13 protein-coding genes, 4 tRNA genes and 1 pseudogene are annotated in these 13,839 nt (G+C 63.0%); 13 read left to right on the top strand and 5 right to left on the bottom strand.

Annotated features, from left to right (window positions below; genetic code table 11):
• Positions 1 to 275: 275 nt before the first annotated feature.
• From AC56LY_RS06175 to AC56LY_RS06145, 7 genes are all read left to right on the top strand, one after another.
• Complete coding sequence (locus AC56LY_RS06175; RefSeq protein WP_499577454.1) at positions 276 to 893, top strand: peptidylprolyl isomerase; 618 nt, start codon at positions 276 to 278, stop codon at positions 891 to 893.
• Between the two features lie 59 nt (positions 894 to 952).
• Positions 953 to 1,444 (top strand): peptidylprolyl isomerase, encoded by a 492-nt coding sequence (locus AC56LY_RS06170; protein WP_499577451.1) that lies wholly within the window; start codon positions 953 to 955, stop codon positions 1,442 to 1,444.
• A 31-nt stretch (positions 1,445 to 1,475) separates the two neighbouring features.
• Positions 1,476 to 2,258, top strand: coding sequence for a UDP-2,3-diacylglucosamine diphosphatase (locus AC56LY_RS06165; RefSeq protein ID WP_499577448.1), 783 nt, complete (start codon positions 1,476 to 1,478; stop codon positions 2,256 to 2,258).
• Positions 2,259 to 2,421: 163 nt separating this feature from the next.
• Positions 2,422 to 2,790 carry a GntR family transcriptional regulator gene (locus tag AC56LY_RS06160; RefSeq protein ID WP_499577445.1) on the top strand — a complete coding sequence of 123 codons (369 nt, stop codon included), beginning with the start codon at positions 2,422 to 2,424 and terminating at the stop codon, positions 2,788 to 2,790.
• Complete coding sequence (locus AC56LY_RS06155) at positions 2,787 to 3,659, top strand: ABC transporter ATP-binding protein (protein WP_499577443.1); 873 nt, start codon at positions 2,787 to 2,789, stop codon at positions 3,657 to 3,659. The genes AC56LY_RS06160 and AC56LY_RS06155 overlap by 4 nt, the downstream gene beginning before the upstream one ends.
• Entirely contained in the window at positions 3,656 to 4,639 is a 984-nt protein-coding gene (locus tag AC56LY_RS06150) for a hypothetical protein (protein WP_499577442.1), read from the top strand. Before AC56LY_RS06155 ends, AC56LY_RS06150 begins: the two co-directional genes overlap by 4 nt.
• Before the next feature lie 5 nt (positions 4,640 to 4,644).
• Positions 4,645 to 5,433, top strand: a complete 789-nt coding sequence (locus tag AC56LY_RS06145) for a hypothetical protein (protein ID WP_499577440.1) — start codon at positions 4,645 to 4,647, stop codon at positions 5,431 to 5,433.
• Here the strand turns inward: AC56LY_RS06145 and AC56LY_RS06140 are convergent.
• The 3 genes and pseudogenes from AC56LY_RS06140 to rnr all read right to left on the bottom strand — a co-directional run.
• On the bottom strand, positions 5,393 to 6,058 hold the full coding sequence (locus tag AC56LY_RS06140) for a YceH family protein (protein ID WP_258837690.1): 666 nt from the start codon (positions 6,056 to 6,058) through the stop codon (positions 5,393 to 5,395). The two genes, AC56LY_RS06145 and AC56LY_RS06140, sit on opposite strands and share 41 nt — an antisense overlap.
• A 186-nt stretch (positions 6,059 to 6,244) precedes the next feature.
• The gene (rlmB, locus tag AC56LY_RS06135; RefSeq protein ID WP_332530077.1) at positions 6,245 to 6,988 is read right to left on the bottom strand and encodes a 23S rRNA (guanosine(2251)-2'-O)-methyltransferase RlmB; all 744 of its coding nucleotides are present in this window, start codon (positions 6,986 to 6,988) and stop codon (positions 6,245 to 6,247) included.
• 1,185 nt (positions 6,989 to 8,173) lie between these two features.
• Positions 8,174 to 10,463 (bottom strand): annotated as a pseudogene (gene rnr / locus AC56LY_RS06130) (ribonuclease R); the annotation flags it as partial.
• 385 nt (positions 10,464 to 10,848) lie between these two features.
• Between rnr and AC56LY_RS06125 the strand changes: the two are divergent.
• The 4 genes from AC56LY_RS06125 to AC56LY_RS06110 all read left to right on the top strand — a co-directional run bounded on the left by AC56LY_RS06125 (position 10,849) and on the right by AC56LY_RS06110 (position 11,336).
• Positions 10,849 to 10,933: transfer RNA gene (locus tag AC56LY_RS06125), tRNA-Leu, on the top strand.
• Between the two features lie 40 nt (positions 10,934 to 10,973).
• Positions 10,974 to 11,058: transfer RNA gene (locus tag AC56LY_RS06120), tRNA-Leu, on the top strand.
• A 56-nt stretch (positions 11,059 to 11,114) separates the two neighbouring features.
• A tRNA-Leu gene (locus AC56LY_RS06115) sits at positions 11,115 to 11,199 on the top strand.
• 52 nt (positions 11,200 to 11,251) lie between these two features.
• Positions 11,252 to 11,336: transfer RNA gene (locus AC56LY_RS06110), tRNA-Leu, on the top strand.
• Positions 11,337 to 11,439: 103 nt separating this feature from the next.
• On the opposite strand, the gene cueR is transcribed toward AC56LY_RS06110, so the two are convergent.
• Positions 11,440 to 11,829, bottom strand: coding sequence for a Cu(I)-responsive transcriptional regulator (gene cueR / locus AC56LY_RS06105; protein WP_499581966.1), 390 nt, complete (start codon positions 11,827 to 11,829; stop codon positions 11,440 to 11,442).
• A 115-nt stretch (positions 11,830 to 11,944) separates the two neighbouring features.
• On the opposite strand from cueR, the gene AC56LY_RS06100 reads away from it, so the two are divergent.
• Positions 11,945 to 12,160: a hypothetical protein gene (locus AC56LY_RS06100; protein WP_499577439.1), complete on the top strand. Its 216-nt coding sequence runs from the start codon at positions 11,945 to 11,947 to the stop codon at positions 12,158 to 12,160.
• Between the two features lie 72 nt (positions 12,161 to 12,232).
• Complete coding sequence (gene phaP / locus AC56LY_RS06095; RefSeq protein WP_499577438.1) at positions 12,233 to 12,796, top strand: TIGR01841 family phasin; 564 nt, start codon at positions 12,233 to 12,235, stop codon at positions 12,794 to 12,796.
• Positions 12,797 to 12,846: 50 nt separating this feature from the next.
• Here the strand turns inward: phaP and tssA are convergent, their stop codons facing one another.
• Positions 12,847 to 13,833 carry a type VI secretion system protein TssA gene (gene tssA, locus AC56LY_RS06090; protein ID WP_499577436.1) on the bottom strand — a complete coding sequence of 329 codons (987 nt, stop codon included), beginning with the start codon at positions 13,831 to 13,833 and terminating at the stop codon, positions 12,847 to 12,849.
• Positions 13,834 to 13,839 lie beyond the last annotated feature (6 nt).

Here is a 13,839-nt window from a genome sequence, read left to right as displayed (position 1 = left end):
TTCGCACGAGGATGGCAAACGCTTGCCGGCGCCGCAACGACCATCCCGGCGCGGCATTGCATGCGCGCCAGCCGGATGGGTGCGGCGTGGGGTGCGCCTGGGGCCTCGGTGTTATTCTTATTTGATCGAATGGGACGTTGTTTGTAAGCGCTTCTCTTGTGCGCTTCAAGGAAAGTATAGCATTGATAAAAACCCGGCTGGCCCCATACGGACCAGCTTTATTTTTGGGACAACCCTTGACAGCGCCACGTGCGCCGTCCATCAGAGGAAGCCAGATGTCATCGTCATTCAACCGCCGCTTCGCCCTCGTGCGCGTCGCCGGCGCTACCGCTGCCCTCGCCTGCGGCCTGCTGTTCTCCGGCAGCGCGCTGGCGGCCGACATGCCGCAGTATTCGATCAAGACCAGCATGGGCGAGATCGTCGTCGAACTCGATCAGGAGAAAGCCCCCAAGACCGTGGCCAACTTCGCGGCCTATGCCAAGTCGGGCGCCTATAACGGCACGATCTTTCATCGCGTGATCGAGGGCTTCATGATCCAGGGCGGCGGCATGAACGAAAAGTTTGAAGGCCGCAAGACACAGAAGCCCATCAAGAACGAATCGAACAACGGTCTGTCGAACCAGCCGTACACGATTTCGATGGCGCGCGAAGACAATCCTGACAGCGCCACCTCACAATGGTTCATCAACGTGGCCGACAATTCGGGCATCGATTTTCCGTTCGTCGGCGGCTCCGGTTACACGGTGTTTGGCAAAGTGGTCAAGGGCCAGGAGACGGTCGACAAGATCAAGGCCGTCGTGGTCGACGACGTGCGCGGCATGCAGAACGTGCCGGTCGTGCCGATCAAGATTACGTCCGTGACGCTGCTCAAGGGCGACAAGCTAGTAAAATAACGGTTCCGCCGCGCCTGCATCTGGCGCGCACGCCCATCAACCAACAACAAGGACACCACATGACGACGATTCTCATCACCACCAATCAGGGCAACATCACCGCTGAACTGGACGCTGAAAAAGCACCGAAGACCGTTGCCAACTTCATCGACTACGTCAACAAGGGCCACTTCAGCAACACGATCTTCCACCGCGTGATCAAGGACTTCATGATCCAGGGCGGCGGTTTCGAGCCAGGCATGAAGCAAAAGCCAACGCCGGCCACCGTCGAGAACGAAGCCAAGAACGGCCTGAAGAACGACAAGTACACGCTGGCGATGGCCCGTACGTCGGATCCGCATTCGGCATCGGCCCAGTTCTTCATCAACACCAAGAACAATGCCTTCCTCGACTACCCGGGCCAGGATGGCTGGGGTTACGCCGTGTTCGGTAAAGTCACCGGCGGCCAGGACGTCGTCGACGCGCTGAACAACGTCAAGACCAGCCGCGGCGGCATGCACTCCGACGTGCCGGTCGACCCAGTCATCATCGAGAAAATCGAAGTTCTGTAATGTTCGGCGCGCACCAGCATCAGTCGGTCTCATGAGCGTTCCGTTGAGCGCTCCCACGACGCTGCCTGCGCGCCCATTCGCGCTGTTCATCTCCGACCTGCATCTGCAGGTCTCGCACCCGCGCACGCTGGAAGCGTTTCTACGCTTTCTTGCCGAGCGCGCGGCGCATGCCGAGCACCTGTACCTGCTCGGCGATATCTTCGAATACTGGGCCGGCGACGATGACGTTGCCGATCCGTTCCACCAGAGCATCATCACGGCGATCCGCGCCGTCGCCGACGCCGGCGTGGCGGTCTTCTGGATCGCTGGCAACCGCGACTTCCTGGTCGGCGCAGGCTTTGCGCACGCCGCGCATCTGACACTGCTGCAGGAACCCCATGTCATCGAGGCCGGCACGCGTCGGATCGCGCTCGTGCATGGCGACGCGCAGTGCACGCTCGACACCAAATACATGGCGTTTCGCGCCCAGGTGCGCGCCCCCGAGTGGCAGGCACAATTTCTCGGCATGCCGCTGGCGCAGCGCAACGGCATCATCGCCGGACTCCGCGAAGGTTCGCGCGAAGCCCACACGGGCAAGTCGTACGAGACGATGGACGTCACGCCCGATGCGGTAGCCGATGTGTTTGCCTCGCTTGATGCCGACGTCATCATTCACGGCCACACGCACCGGCCCGCCGTACACGCGCACGGCGACAAACTGCGCTACGTGCTGCCCGACTGGGAACTCGACGAGGCACCGGCCCGCGGCGGCTGGATCGCGCTATATCAAGACGGCAGCCTCGTGCGCTACGACGTCGACGGCGCCATTCTCTAACATCCTTCCGCCTTTTACCCGGCCCGCATGATCTCGCATCTGCATATTGACGTTTGCGCGACCACTGTTATACTCAACTACAACACCACTTCAACACACCACCATGAGGAGGCAGGCATGTGCATCACCCTGACGCCGCACCGAACCACCACGGAGGCCCCCGATGACCGTCGGCTGGAACGATAAGACCCCGATTTACCGCCAGCTCAAGGAGCGCGTCGTCGGCATGATGCTCGACGGCGTCCTCAAGGCTGGTGACGCCCTGCCCTCGGTGCGCCAGATTGCCGCCGACTATCAACTCAATCCAATCACCGTGTCGAAGGCCTATCAGGAACTGGTCGACGACAACCTGGTGGAAAAACGAAGGGGAATTGGCATGTATGTCACCGAAGGCGCCAGCGAGAAACTGCTGGCCAGCGAACGCGAACGTTTCATCAGTGAAGAGTGGCCGGCGATGCTCGAGCGCATCCGCCGTCTGGGCCTGGACGTCAAACAATTGCTGAGCAATGTGGATCACGGAGGTGCCGCATGAGCGCCGTCATTTCCGCCAGGGGCTTAAGCAAACACTACGGCAAGCGGATCGCCGTCGACAGCGTCGACATCGAGATTGCCGCCGGCCGCATCGTCGGCCTGATCGGTCCCAACGGCTCAGGCAAGACGACGACGCTCAAGGCAGCCCTTGGCCTGATCCAGTGCGAGGGCGAGCTGTCGGTACTGGGCCTCGATCCACGCACCCAGCGCGATGAACTGATGAAGGACGTCTGCTTCATCGCCGACGTCGCCATCCTGCCGCGCTGGCTGCGCGTGAAGGATGCGATCGACTTCGTGGCGGGCGTGCATCCGCGCTTCGACCGCAGCAAGGCCGAACGCTATATTGCCAACACCAGGCTGACGCCGACGATGAAGGTCAAGGAAATGTCCAAGGGCATGATCGTGCAACTGCACCTTGCGCTCGTGATGGCCATCGACGCGAAGCTGCTGGTGCTGGACGAGCCGACGCTGGGCCTGGACATCATCTACCGCAAGACGTTTTACCAGAACCTGCTGGAAGACTATTTTGACGAAAACAAGACGATCGTCATCACCACGCACCAGGTCGAGGAAGTCGAGCACATCCTGACCGACCTCCTGTTCATCCGCGACGGCAAGATCGCGCTGGCCGCGTCAATGGAAGAAATTGGCGAGCGCTACGTCGAAGTCATGGTGGGCAGCGACAAGGTGGCGGCGGCCAGGGCGCTGCAACCGATCGACGAGCGCACCGTGTTCGGCAAATCCGTGATGCTGTTCGATGCACTGCGCGCCGGCGGCCTGTCCCGCATCCAGCTGGCTGCACTCGGCGAAGTCCGCAACCCGAGCGTGGCCGACCTGTTCGTCGCCACCATGAAAGGAACCTACGCATGACTACGCCAATGAGCACCATGAAATGGCTGATCCGGCGCGAACTGTGGGAACACAAGGGCGCCTTCTTCTGGGCGCCGCTGGCCGTGGCCGCCGTGCTCGTGCTGCTGTTCGGCGGCGGCTTCCTGTACGCCATCATCGCCAACCCGTCGTTCCACATGCAGGTCAGCGGCGAACAGGTCATGACGGTCAATGGTTTGCCGCCGGCAGTGCTGGCCAAGCTGGCCGCTGCCGCCGCGTCGAGCTACCTGGTGATCACAGCGCCGCTGTTCTTCGTGCTGCCGGTGGTCGTGTTCTTCTACTGCATGGCGGCGCTCTACGACGACCGGCGCGACCGCAGCATCCTGTTCTGGAAGTCGCTGCCGATGTCCGATGCCCAGACCGTACTGTCGAAGGTCGCAACGGCGCTGCTGGTCGCGCCACTGGCGACGATCGCGATCGGCATTGGGGCCTCACTGATCCTGCTCGTGATCGGCCTGCTGGGTGGCGCCATCAAGGGCATCAACCTGATCGCGCCGGTGCTGGCCAATGTCGACTTTTACTTGGCGCCCGTGTATCTGATCAGCTTCCTGCCGCTGTACATCCTGTGGGCGTTGCCGACGGTGGGCTGGCTGCTGCTGGTCTCAAGCTGGGCAAAGTCGCGCGTGTTTCTGTGGGCCGTCGGCGCGCCATTGGTGGCGCTCGCCATCCTGGCCTGGTTCGATTTCCTGGCCGGGCGTTTTGCCGGGGTGTCGATGAACGTCAAGTGGTTCGGCGAAGAGATCGTGGCGCGGGTGCTGCTGGGCGTGTTCCCCGGGATCTGGTTCGGCGAAGTCAATGGCGCGGCGCTGGCGCAGCAGCAACAGGCCGGTCTGGATGGGCCGCTGCTGTTGGGCACGTCGTATGCCACGCTGCTCACGCCGGGTGTCTGGATCGCGGCGGCCGCTGGCTGCGCGATGATCTACGGCGCGATTCGCCTGCGCCGCTGGCGTGACGAGGGTTGAACGCGATGCGACTTCTTTCCATCCTGATGCTTGCGATGCTAGTCGGTGTCAACGTCAGCGCCAGCGCTGCCGACACGCCACCGGACAGCCCCGAGTCCATCCACGTCAACGCGATCCGCAACCCGGAGGTGAGCAAGTACACGGCGATCGTCGCGGGCCTGGACGCCTTCGAGCGCCACCACCGCATGGCGCCGACAGCCGAAGTCTTGCGGTTCCGGGTCGAGCGCCGCGCCTGGACCGACAAGACGCCAAAGCCGGGCGAGGCGCCACTGGCGCTGCGTCTGGAAGGCAAGGACGACTTCGTGCTGCCGCTGACCCTGAACGATGCGTTCGAAACCATCGTGCCGCGCAGCAGCGCCGCGACGGCGGCGGACAGCGAACTGGTGCTCAATCGCAAACGGCGCATGTACCGGGTGACGCCGCTGGTGCGCTCGCCCGGACTGCCCGACAATGTGCGGCGCCTTGGCGACCTGCGGCTCGAATGCCACGTGATGGTCGCGATGGGCAAGGAGGAGCTTGGCCTGATGCGCACGCTGTTCGTCAACAGCGTGCTGCTGACGCCCAACTGGTGCAATTTCTTCAATGCCGAGCGCGAAGGCTTTCAGTTCGACACGCCGGAGCGCCTCGCGCGCGCCACCTTGCGTGAAGGCGATCGAACGAAAGACCTGCCGGTCGAAGGGCGGAGCTTTCGCACCGCCATGAACGATCCGGACTGGAGCGACGACGCGCTGATCGAACTGGCGTTCGAGCCGGTTACTGGAACTGCTGGCGAAACGCCTCGAACTGGCCCTTGAGGTCTTCCATCTCGCCGCGCAGCGCGGCGACTTCTTCTTCGAGCTGCGCGATGCGGCCACCCTGCGTCAGGTTGCTCGCGCTGCTGGATGTCTGCTCGCTGCCGGCAACGATGGTGATCTCGCCGCCCAGCAACTGGCCGTAACGCGATTCCTTGGTACCCGGCGCGCGCTCGAGTTTCACGACCAGCGGCGGGTATTTGTCGATCAGGAATTGCAGCGCCGTTTCGACATCGGCCACGGTCTTGAATTCGTGCAGGCGCCCGCTGCGGGTGCGTATCTCGCCAGCGGTCTGCAGGCCGCGCAGCATCAGGATCGTGAGCACGGCCAGCTTGTCCTGCTCGAGCGTCCACTTGATGCGCATGCGATGTTCGTACTTGACGACGCGCGCGCCGGCCTGCGAGATGGCGTTCACGAGCTTGCGTTCGGCCAGGCGCTGCAGCGTATCGAGCACGACCGCTTCGCTGATCTGCATGACCGGATCGCGGCTCGACAACTGGTTGCAGCCATTGACGATCGCGTTGAGCGACATCGGATAATTGTCGGGCGTCAGGCCTTCTTTTTCGGCCAGCACGGCCAGCACGCGCAGCTCGACCGGATCGAGTACCGCCACCATTTCATTCGTCATGCGTTTCCTTGTTATGCCAAACGGTTCAGTTGTTCGAAGCGAGTTTACCACCGTCATTGGCGCAGGATGGCCTGGCGTGTTTCGTCGCCGATTCGGAAAGAGCATTGCTGGGTGGGGATTTGGTACTGCGGAGGGATGAAACTGCCCGGATTGCCGCGAGCGCAGCAATCCGGGCATGAAGAACAATCAGCTGTCGCGGCCGATACGCTGGCGGCGCGCTTCATACAGGCAGACGCCCGAGGCCACCGACACGTTCAGGCTTTCGACCGAACCGAACATCGGGATGCTGACCAGCACATCGCAGGTCTCGCGCGTCAGGCGGCGCATGCCCTCGCCTTCCGAACCCATGACCAGTGCGGCCGGGCCCGAGAAGTCGGCTTCGTACAGACCCTTGTCGGCGTCATCCGTGGTGCCGATCAGGAGAATATCGCGCTCCTTCAGCTCGCGCATCGTGCGCGCCAGGTTGGTCACCGTGATGTACGGGACCGTTTCGGCGGCGCCGCTGGCGACCTTGGCGGCGGTGGCGTTCAGGCCCACCGCACGATCCTTCGGCACGATGACCGCGTGCGCGCCGACACCGTCGGCCACGCGCAGGCAGGCGCCCAGGTTGTGCGGATCGGTGATGCCGTCAAGGATCAGCAGCAATGGCGGACCTTCGATGGCGTCGAGCAGCTCATCGAGATTGCGCGCCAGCGCGAGCTGGCTGGCAAACGCGATCACGCCCTGGTGACGGCGGGTGCCGGTGATCTTGTCGAGGCGCGCTGCCTCGACCGGCATGACGCGCACGCCGGCTGCCTTGGCGTGGGCGATCAGGTCCTTCATGCGGCCGTCGTTGCGCTCGGCATCGACGAAGATTTCTTCCACCGACTGGGCCTCGTGACGCAGTCGCGAGGTCACGGCATGGAAGCCGAACATCATTTTATTTTTCATTTGCTACTTTTCGAATACTTTCAGGGACTTACTTCTTGCTGGTTTTGGCTGCGGTCTTCGACGCGGTCTTCACTGCGGTCTTGGTTGCAGCTTTGGCCGGGGCCTTGACAGCCTTCGGCGCGGCCGGCTCAGCGACAGCCTTGGCTGCGGTTTTGCGTGGCGCCGCTGCTGCCTTGTTGGCTGGCGCTTTGGCCGCGACTGGCTCGGCCGGCGCCTTGGTGACTGCTGCCTTGGCTGGCGTTTTGACCGCTGCTGCCTTGGCCGGGGCCTTGACTGCTGCCGCCTTGGCCGGCGTCTTGACAGCGACGGTCTCGGCCGGAGCCTTGACTGCTACTGCCTTGGCTGGTGCCTTGACTGCTGCCTTCTTCGCTGGTGCCTTGACCGCTGCTGCTTTGGCCGGTGCATCAACTGGGGCTACAGCGACCGGCGCTTTTACGGCAGCCGTCTTGGCAGCAGCCTTTTTGGCTGGTGCCTTGACCGCTGGCGCTGCCACGACTGGTGCTGCCGCAGCTGGCGCCGCAACTGCAGGCGCTTTTGCGACCGTTTTCTTCGCTGCGGCTTTCACTGGCTTGGCTTCGGCAACCGGTGCTGGCGCAGGAGCTGGTGCAGCCGCGACCACGTCGTTGACGACGGTTTTGGTTGCACGTGGCTTGCGTGCTGGTGCTGGCGCAGCAACTGCTTCGGCAGGCTTTGGCGGCGCAACCGGCGCTGGTGCTGGCGCAGCAGCAACTGGCGCTGGCGCTGGTGCTGGCACAGGCGCAGGTTTCTGCGTCTGCACTGGCTTTGGCGCCTGGACTGGTGCTGGCGTTTGCGCTTGCGGCGCCGACGTCATCACTGGTGCCGCCGCTGCTGCTGCAGCACGTTCGGCTGCCTTTGCTTTCTGACGGGCCTTGCGCGATTTCGGCTTCGCCTGTTGCGGCTCGATACCATCCTGACCAAGCGGACGTGCAATTTCGAGTGGCGACTGCTGTGGACGACCTTGATCGTTGTTGCCACCGTTGTTGCCTGGCTTCGGCCCACGCGAACGACCACCGCGCGAACGCTTGCCGTTGCCGCCGTTGTTATTGCCGTTGCCGCCGTTGTTATTACCGTTACCGCCGTTCTGATTGCCGTTGTTGCCGCCACCACCATTGCCGCCATTGTTCTGACGACCATCGTTCGTGCGTGGCTCATTGCTGCGCTGTTCCTTGTTGCGACCGCCCTGATTGCGCTCGCGCCCGGCATCGTCGCCCGACGACTCGGCGCCAGGCGCGGACGCCAGCGTCAGGTCGATCTTGCGCGATTCCAGATCGACGCGTGCCACCTTGACGGTCACCTTGTCGGTCAGGCCATAGCTCTGGCCGGTACGCTCGCCGCGCAGAACGTGGCGCGCTTCGTCGTACTGGAAGTAATCGGCGCCCAGCTCGGTGACGTGCACCAGGCCTTCAACGAACAGCTCGTCCAACTGCACGAAGATGCCGAAGGTGGTCACGCCGGCGATGGTGCCGGTGTACTCTTCGCCGATCTTGTCCTGCATGAAGAAGCACTTGAGCCAGTTTTCGACGTCGCGCGACGCTTCGTCAGCGCGGCGTTCGTTGGCCGAGCAGTGCACACCCAGGGCGTCCCAGATGGTCAGGTCTTTTTCGTTCTTCGGCGCCTTGCCGTCGGCCTTGTCTTTCGCGGCCTGCTTGCGGGCCGAGTTCGACTGCGTCGTGTTCAGCTTGGCCAGGTCGATGCCTTTCGGCTCGTACTTCTTGCCGAGCAGGATCGCCTTGATCGCGCGGTGCGTCAGCAGATCGGGATAGCGGCGGATCGGGCTGGTGAAGTGCGCGTAGGCCTCGAACGCCAGGCCGAAGTGGCCGACGTTGTCCGGGCTGTAGACGGCCTGCTGCATCGAACGCAGCATCATCGTCTGCAGCAGTTGCGCATCCGGCCGCTCCTTGATCTGCTGCATCACGGCGGCGTAGTCGCGCGCGCTCGGCTTGTTGCCGCCGGCCAGGTTCAGGCCGACCTGCTTGAGGAAGGTGCGCAGCTGGTTCAGCTTTTCTTCGGTCGGCGTTGCGTGAATGCGGAACGTGCCCGGGTGCTTGTGGCGCAGCAGGAAATCAGCGGCGCACACGTTGGCCGACAGCATGCACTCTTCGATCAGGCGGTGCGCATCGTTGCGGGTACGCGGGATGATCTTCTCAATCTTGCCCAGCGCATTGCAGACGATGTAGGTTTCGGTGGTTTCGAAGTCAATCGCACCGCGTTCCTGGCGCGCCTTGAGCAGCGCGCGGAACACCTGGTTCAGGTGCTGCAGATGCGGCACGATGCCCGGACGCTTTTTGGCCTGTTCGCCGTTGGCGTCAGCCAGGATGTCGGCCACTTCGTTATAGGTCATGCGCGCAGCCGAGTGCATCACGGCCGGGTAGAACTGGTAGGCGGTGACTTCGCCATCTTGCGAGACCACCATGTCGCACACCAGCGTGCAACGGTCGACAGCCGGGTTCAGCGAGCACAGGCCGTTCGACAGCTTCTCGGGCAGCATCGGAATCACGCGGCGCGGGAAGTAGACCGACGTCGAGCGTTCGATTGCGTCAGCGTCGAGCGAGTCGTTCGGCTTGACGTAATGGCTCACGTCGGCGATCGCGACCAGCAGGCGGAAACTGTTCACGCCCTTGATCGTCACCGGTTCGCAGTAGACGGCATCGTCGAAGTCGCGTGCGTCTTCGCCGTCGATCGTCACCAGGGGCACGTCGCGCAGATCCACGCGGTCGGCCAGATCGGCATCGATGACTTCGTTCGGCAGGCGCCCGGCCTGCTTGAGCGCGGCCGGCGAGAAGATGTGCGGCACGCCGAACTTGCGCACGGCGATTTCGATTTCCATGCCCGGGTCATCGAGCTCGCCCAGTACTTCGACGATACGGCCGGTCGGCTTCTGGAAGCGGCCTGGCTGCTCCAGCAGCTCGACACTGACGACCTGCCCTGCACGCGCGTTGCCGGTCGGGCCGGTAACGATCACGTCCTGAGCGATGCGCTGGTCTTCGGGCGAGACGATCCACGCGCCTTCTTCATTGAGCAGGCGACCGATGATATGCGTGTTGGCACGCTGGACGACTTCGACGATCGAGCCTTCCGGACGGCCGCGGCGGTCCATGCCCGTCACGCGCGCCATGACGCGGTCGCCGTGCAGCACTTTCTGCATTTCACGATCGGACAGGAACAGATCGGGACCCGGTTCGTCGGGAATCACGAAGCCAAAACCGTCGCGATGCGCGCTGACTTTGCCGGCCACGAAGGCGGAATGATCAGCCAGCATATAGTTGCCGCTACGGTCGGAACGGATCTGGCCGTCACGCTCCATGGCGTTCAGGCGGCGGCCGAGGACTTCCTGCGCTGCGGGCTGAACGTCAAGGGCATGTGCCAGGGCGGCTGCATCGAGCGATTCAGCGGCGTCGCGGAAGACAGCGAGGATTTCCTCGCGGCTTGGAATGGTATGAGTAGGTTGCTTCAAATCGATTCTTTTTTCTTTTGGCCAGTAGAGCGCCGCACATCACATAAGGGCGGCAGCGTGGTTAATTGACACCATGACAGGCGTAGTGTAACGGAGGTCTATCCGATTCGCCTAACATGATGTGCGCCAACGACCGGCGCCCGTGCAACGAGGTGCTTATACGGGATGCTTGCGCGTGAGTCCTTGTCAAGAACTTCACCTTGGGTCTTTGACTATTGAAAATGATCCGCTATAATCTCGCTCTCTTCAGCAACGGCCACAACGCCGGGGCGATGAAAAGCAGGGGTAACAGAGTATGTTTGATGTGAAGTCAGCTATTTTCAGGAATAGTTGATCTGGCGGAAAATGACAAACCCTGCTATTGTAGCAGAGATGTTCTTGCAGTGCCCACGTGGCGGAATTGGTAGACGCGCATGGTTCAGGTCCATGTGCCGCAAGGTGTGGGGGTTCGAGTCCCTCCGTGGGCACCAAAAAGTTGATCAGGTTGTAAAGTTTTACCGTAGTTGCAGTGCCCACGTGGCGGAATTGGTAGACGCGCATGGTTCAGGTCCATGTGCCGCAAGGTGTGGGGGTTCGAGTCCCTCCGTGGGCACCAAAGGTTTCAAGCAGAGTATCAAGTAGCACGCAGTATCGTTGTTGAGTAGTCCCAGTGCCCACGTGGCGGAATTGGTAGACGCGCATGGTTCAGGTCCATGTGCCGCAAGGTGTGGGGGTTCGAGTCCCTCCGTGGGCACCAAAAGTCTATCTTGCAGTAAGTAGTCAGCAGTATCGTTGTCAGCAGTTGCAGTGCCCACGTGGCGGAATTGGTAGACGCGCATGGTTCAGGTCCATGTGCCGCAAGGTGTGGGGGTTCGAGTCCCTCCGTGGGCACCAAAAAATGTAGTGAGTTTGTGGACCCCGTGTCCCGCAAAACGCCGTAGCCTTTGAAACAGGGTTACGGCGTTTTGCGTTGTGCCTCACGTTTTCTGACGCAGGCTCAGTGCGCCGCCAGATCATCCAGGATCGGGCAGGCCGAGCGCGCATCGCCATGGCACGACGCTGCGAGGCTTACCAGCGTGCGCCGCATCGCTGCCATCCCGGCGATCTTGCGGTCCAGTTCCTCGATATGCGTCTGCGCCAGTGCGCGCACATCGGCACTGGCCCGGCCCTTGTCTTCCCACAACGCCAGCAGATTCCTGATCTGGTCCAGCGAAAAGCCCAGCGCCCGCCCCCGATGAATGAATTGCAGCACGCGCACCTCGCGCTCGCTGTAGAGGCGATAACCGGCATCCGTGCGGCGTGGCGCCGGCACCAGGCCGATCGATTCGTAGTGGCGGATCATCTTGGCGGTGACGCCAGACGCGCGGGCGGCGTCGCCGATGTTCATGCTCGATGCGGGTGCTTGCACGGTCAGCTCCTGTCGTGGGTCAGGCACCAGCTTACACCTTGCCACGATGGGAAGGACAAGTGCGCGCTTGACTTGAACGCCGTAACGGTCGAGCATGGACATCATGCAGATTCTTCGCTCTGCCGCCCTCGGGGCGGCGCTCATGGTCGTCGTCGCTTCCAGCCTGGCTGCACCGGCGCCGTATTACCAATGGCGCAGCAAGCTCACGGGCGCACTGGCCTGTTCGCCGACGCCGCTGGGTGAAGGCTGGGTGAAGTCGAACGGCCCGTATCGTGACGCGCGTTGCGAAAAACCCATCGTTGTTAAATAATGACCCGGCAGACGTCGCTTGTCTGTCATCGTTCAGCTTTCAAAAACAGCTTACCCACTGAGGAGACACCCCATGTTTACCAGCCCGGAACAGTTTGCCAACGCCACGAAAACCCTGTTCGACCTGCAGATGCAGACCTTTAATGCGCTGGCCGGCAAGACCGTCAAGGGCGTCGAGCAGGTCGTCGCCCTGAACATGAACGCTGCCAAGAGCACGATGGACAGCACGCTGCAAGCGGGCCGCGACATCGCCCAGGCCGGCAACCCGAAAACCGCATTCGAAACGCTCGCGGCGCGCATGCAGCCAGCCGCCGGCGTGACCAACGCAGCCGAGTACACGACGCAGTTGAAAGCCATCATCGACGACATGCACAACGAGTTCCGCGGTGCGGCCGATGCGCACGCGGTCGAAGCGAAGAACACGCTGTCGGCGCTGATCTATGACGTCACCCAGAACGTCAAGCCGGGGTCGGAGAATGCGGTCCAGATCATGAAGGCGGCGATCGACAATGCCTTCAAAGGGTATGAACAGGTGACGGCCGCCACGCGCCAGGCCGTGCAGACGGTCGAAGCGCAGTTCGAACGCGCCAGTACCATCGTCACCCCCGGCGGTGGCAAGCAGGACAAATCCGAGTAATTTCGCCCTCCCCGCAACCCGGCCCCTCAGGGCGCCGGGAGCTTCGCCGGCTAATCAGCCTGGCCATCAATCCCCAGCAAGTCTTCGAGCCGCGCCAGCGACGCTTCGTCCTTGATCACCGCACGCAGCCACGCATTCAATGGCTGCTCGCCCCAGCGCGCTGCTTTTTCCGCCAGATACGCGACGGGGCTGTGCGGCTCCGTACGCCGGAAAAACTCGGCAACCTGGCGCAGCTGGGCCAGCGCCTGGTCGCGCCCCTGAACCGGCGCGCCTTGCCGGCCGGAGCGCACCACGGCGATGGCGCCACCCTCCCCCATCGTTGCTGACGCATTCTCCGTGACGGCCGCCGGCAAGCCAGGGGACATCAGGTCGATGACGTCGCGCAGCGCCGTGCGGGCCGCGCGATAGCTCGGGCCGTCGTTGCCCAGTCGCGCATCGACGACCCGTTCCAGTTCGTCCAGCGCCACAACGCATGCGTCGCAGTCGGCCAGCAGCGCCTTCACGAACGCCGGCTTGCCGCGCGCACGCAGCGCGTCCAGTTCGGCAACGGCTTCCGGCCCGCGTGTGCGCGCCACTTCCCACCCTTGCAGCGTCAGCGCGCCGCTCTCGTCCAGCGCGACACCCTTGGCCAGCGGCGCCACGTGGCCCGCCAGCCAGGCCAGGATGCCGATGCGCCGCTCGACACCGTCTTCGTCGGCCTGCGGGTGCACGTCGTCCCAGTAGCGCTCGCACAGCGCGGCTACCAGGCCCAGGCCGTCGGCCAGACTGCGCATGCCGCCGGTTTTTGTGCTTGCCTCGGCCAGCCAGACAGCCAGTTGCAAGTCCTTGCTTCGAGTTTCGAGCAAAGCTGCGCAGTGTTTGCCGACGAACTTCCAGTCGGCTTCCTTGAGCGCCGTGACCCAGGCGCCCTGCTCCAGCGACGGATCGTCGGCCAGGCGCGCGCGGGCGATGGCGTCGACTTCGGGCGCGAACGCCAGATCGGCGCCGCACGGATTGTCCGGCGTGATGGGTTTGAGAAGAGCGGCGATATCGAGCATGGTGTC

It is taken from the genome of Telluria sp. ZT3P25 (assembly GCF_059685895.1).
Note: the sequence above shows the minus strand (reverse complement) of the source record. Positions and strands in the feature narration are given on the sequence as shown.

Coding starts and splice junctions, on each gene's coding strand:
- AC56LY_RS06175 (WP_499577454.1), top strand. CDS start 276: ATGTCATCGTCATTCAACCGCCGCTTCGCCCTCGTGCGCGTCGCCGGC.
- AC56LY_RS06170 (WP_499577451.1), top strand. CDS start 953: ATGACGACGATTCTCATCACCACCAATCAGGGCAACATCACCGCTGAA.
- AC56LY_RS06165 (WP_499577448.1), top strand. CDS start 1,476: ATGAGCGTTCCGTTGAGCGCTCCCACGACGCTGCCTGCGCGCCCATTC.
- AC56LY_RS06160 (WP_499577445.1), top strand. CDS start 2,422: ATGACCGTCGGCTGGAACGATAAGACCCCGATTTACCGCCAGCTCAAG.
- AC56LY_RS06155 (WP_499577443.1), top strand. CDS start 2,787: ATGAGCGCCGTCATTTCCGCCAGGGGCTTAAGCAAACACTACGGCAAG.
- AC56LY_RS06150 (WP_499577442.1), top strand. CDS start 3,656: ATGACTACGCCAATGAGCACCATGAAATGGCTGATCCGGCGCGAACTG.
- AC56LY_RS06145 (WP_499577440.1), top strand. CDS start 4,645: ATGCGACTTCTTTCCATCCTGATGCTTGCGATGCTAGTCGGTGTCAAC.
- AC56LY_RS06140 (WP_258837690.1), bottom strand. CDS start 6,058: ATGACGAATGAAATGGTGGCGGTACTCGATCCGGTCGAGCTGCGCGTG.
- rlmB (WP_332530077.1), bottom strand. CDS start 6,988: ATGAAAAATAAAATGATGTTCGGCTTCCATGCCGTGACCTCGCGACTG.
- cueR (WP_499581966.1), bottom strand. CDS start 11,829: ATGAACATCGGCGACGCCGCCCGCGCGTCTGGCGTCACCGCCAAGATG.
- AC56LY_RS06100 (WP_499577439.1), top strand. CDS start 11,945: ATGGACATCATGCAGATTCTTCGCTCTGCCGCCCTCGGGGCGGCGCTC.
- phaP (WP_499577438.1), top strand. CDS start 12,233: ATGTTTACCAGCCCGGAACAGTTTGCCAACGCCACGAAAACCCTGTTC.
- tssA (WP_499577436.1), bottom strand. CDS start 13,833: ATGCTCGATATCGCCGCTCTTCTCAAACCCATCACGCCGGACAATCCG.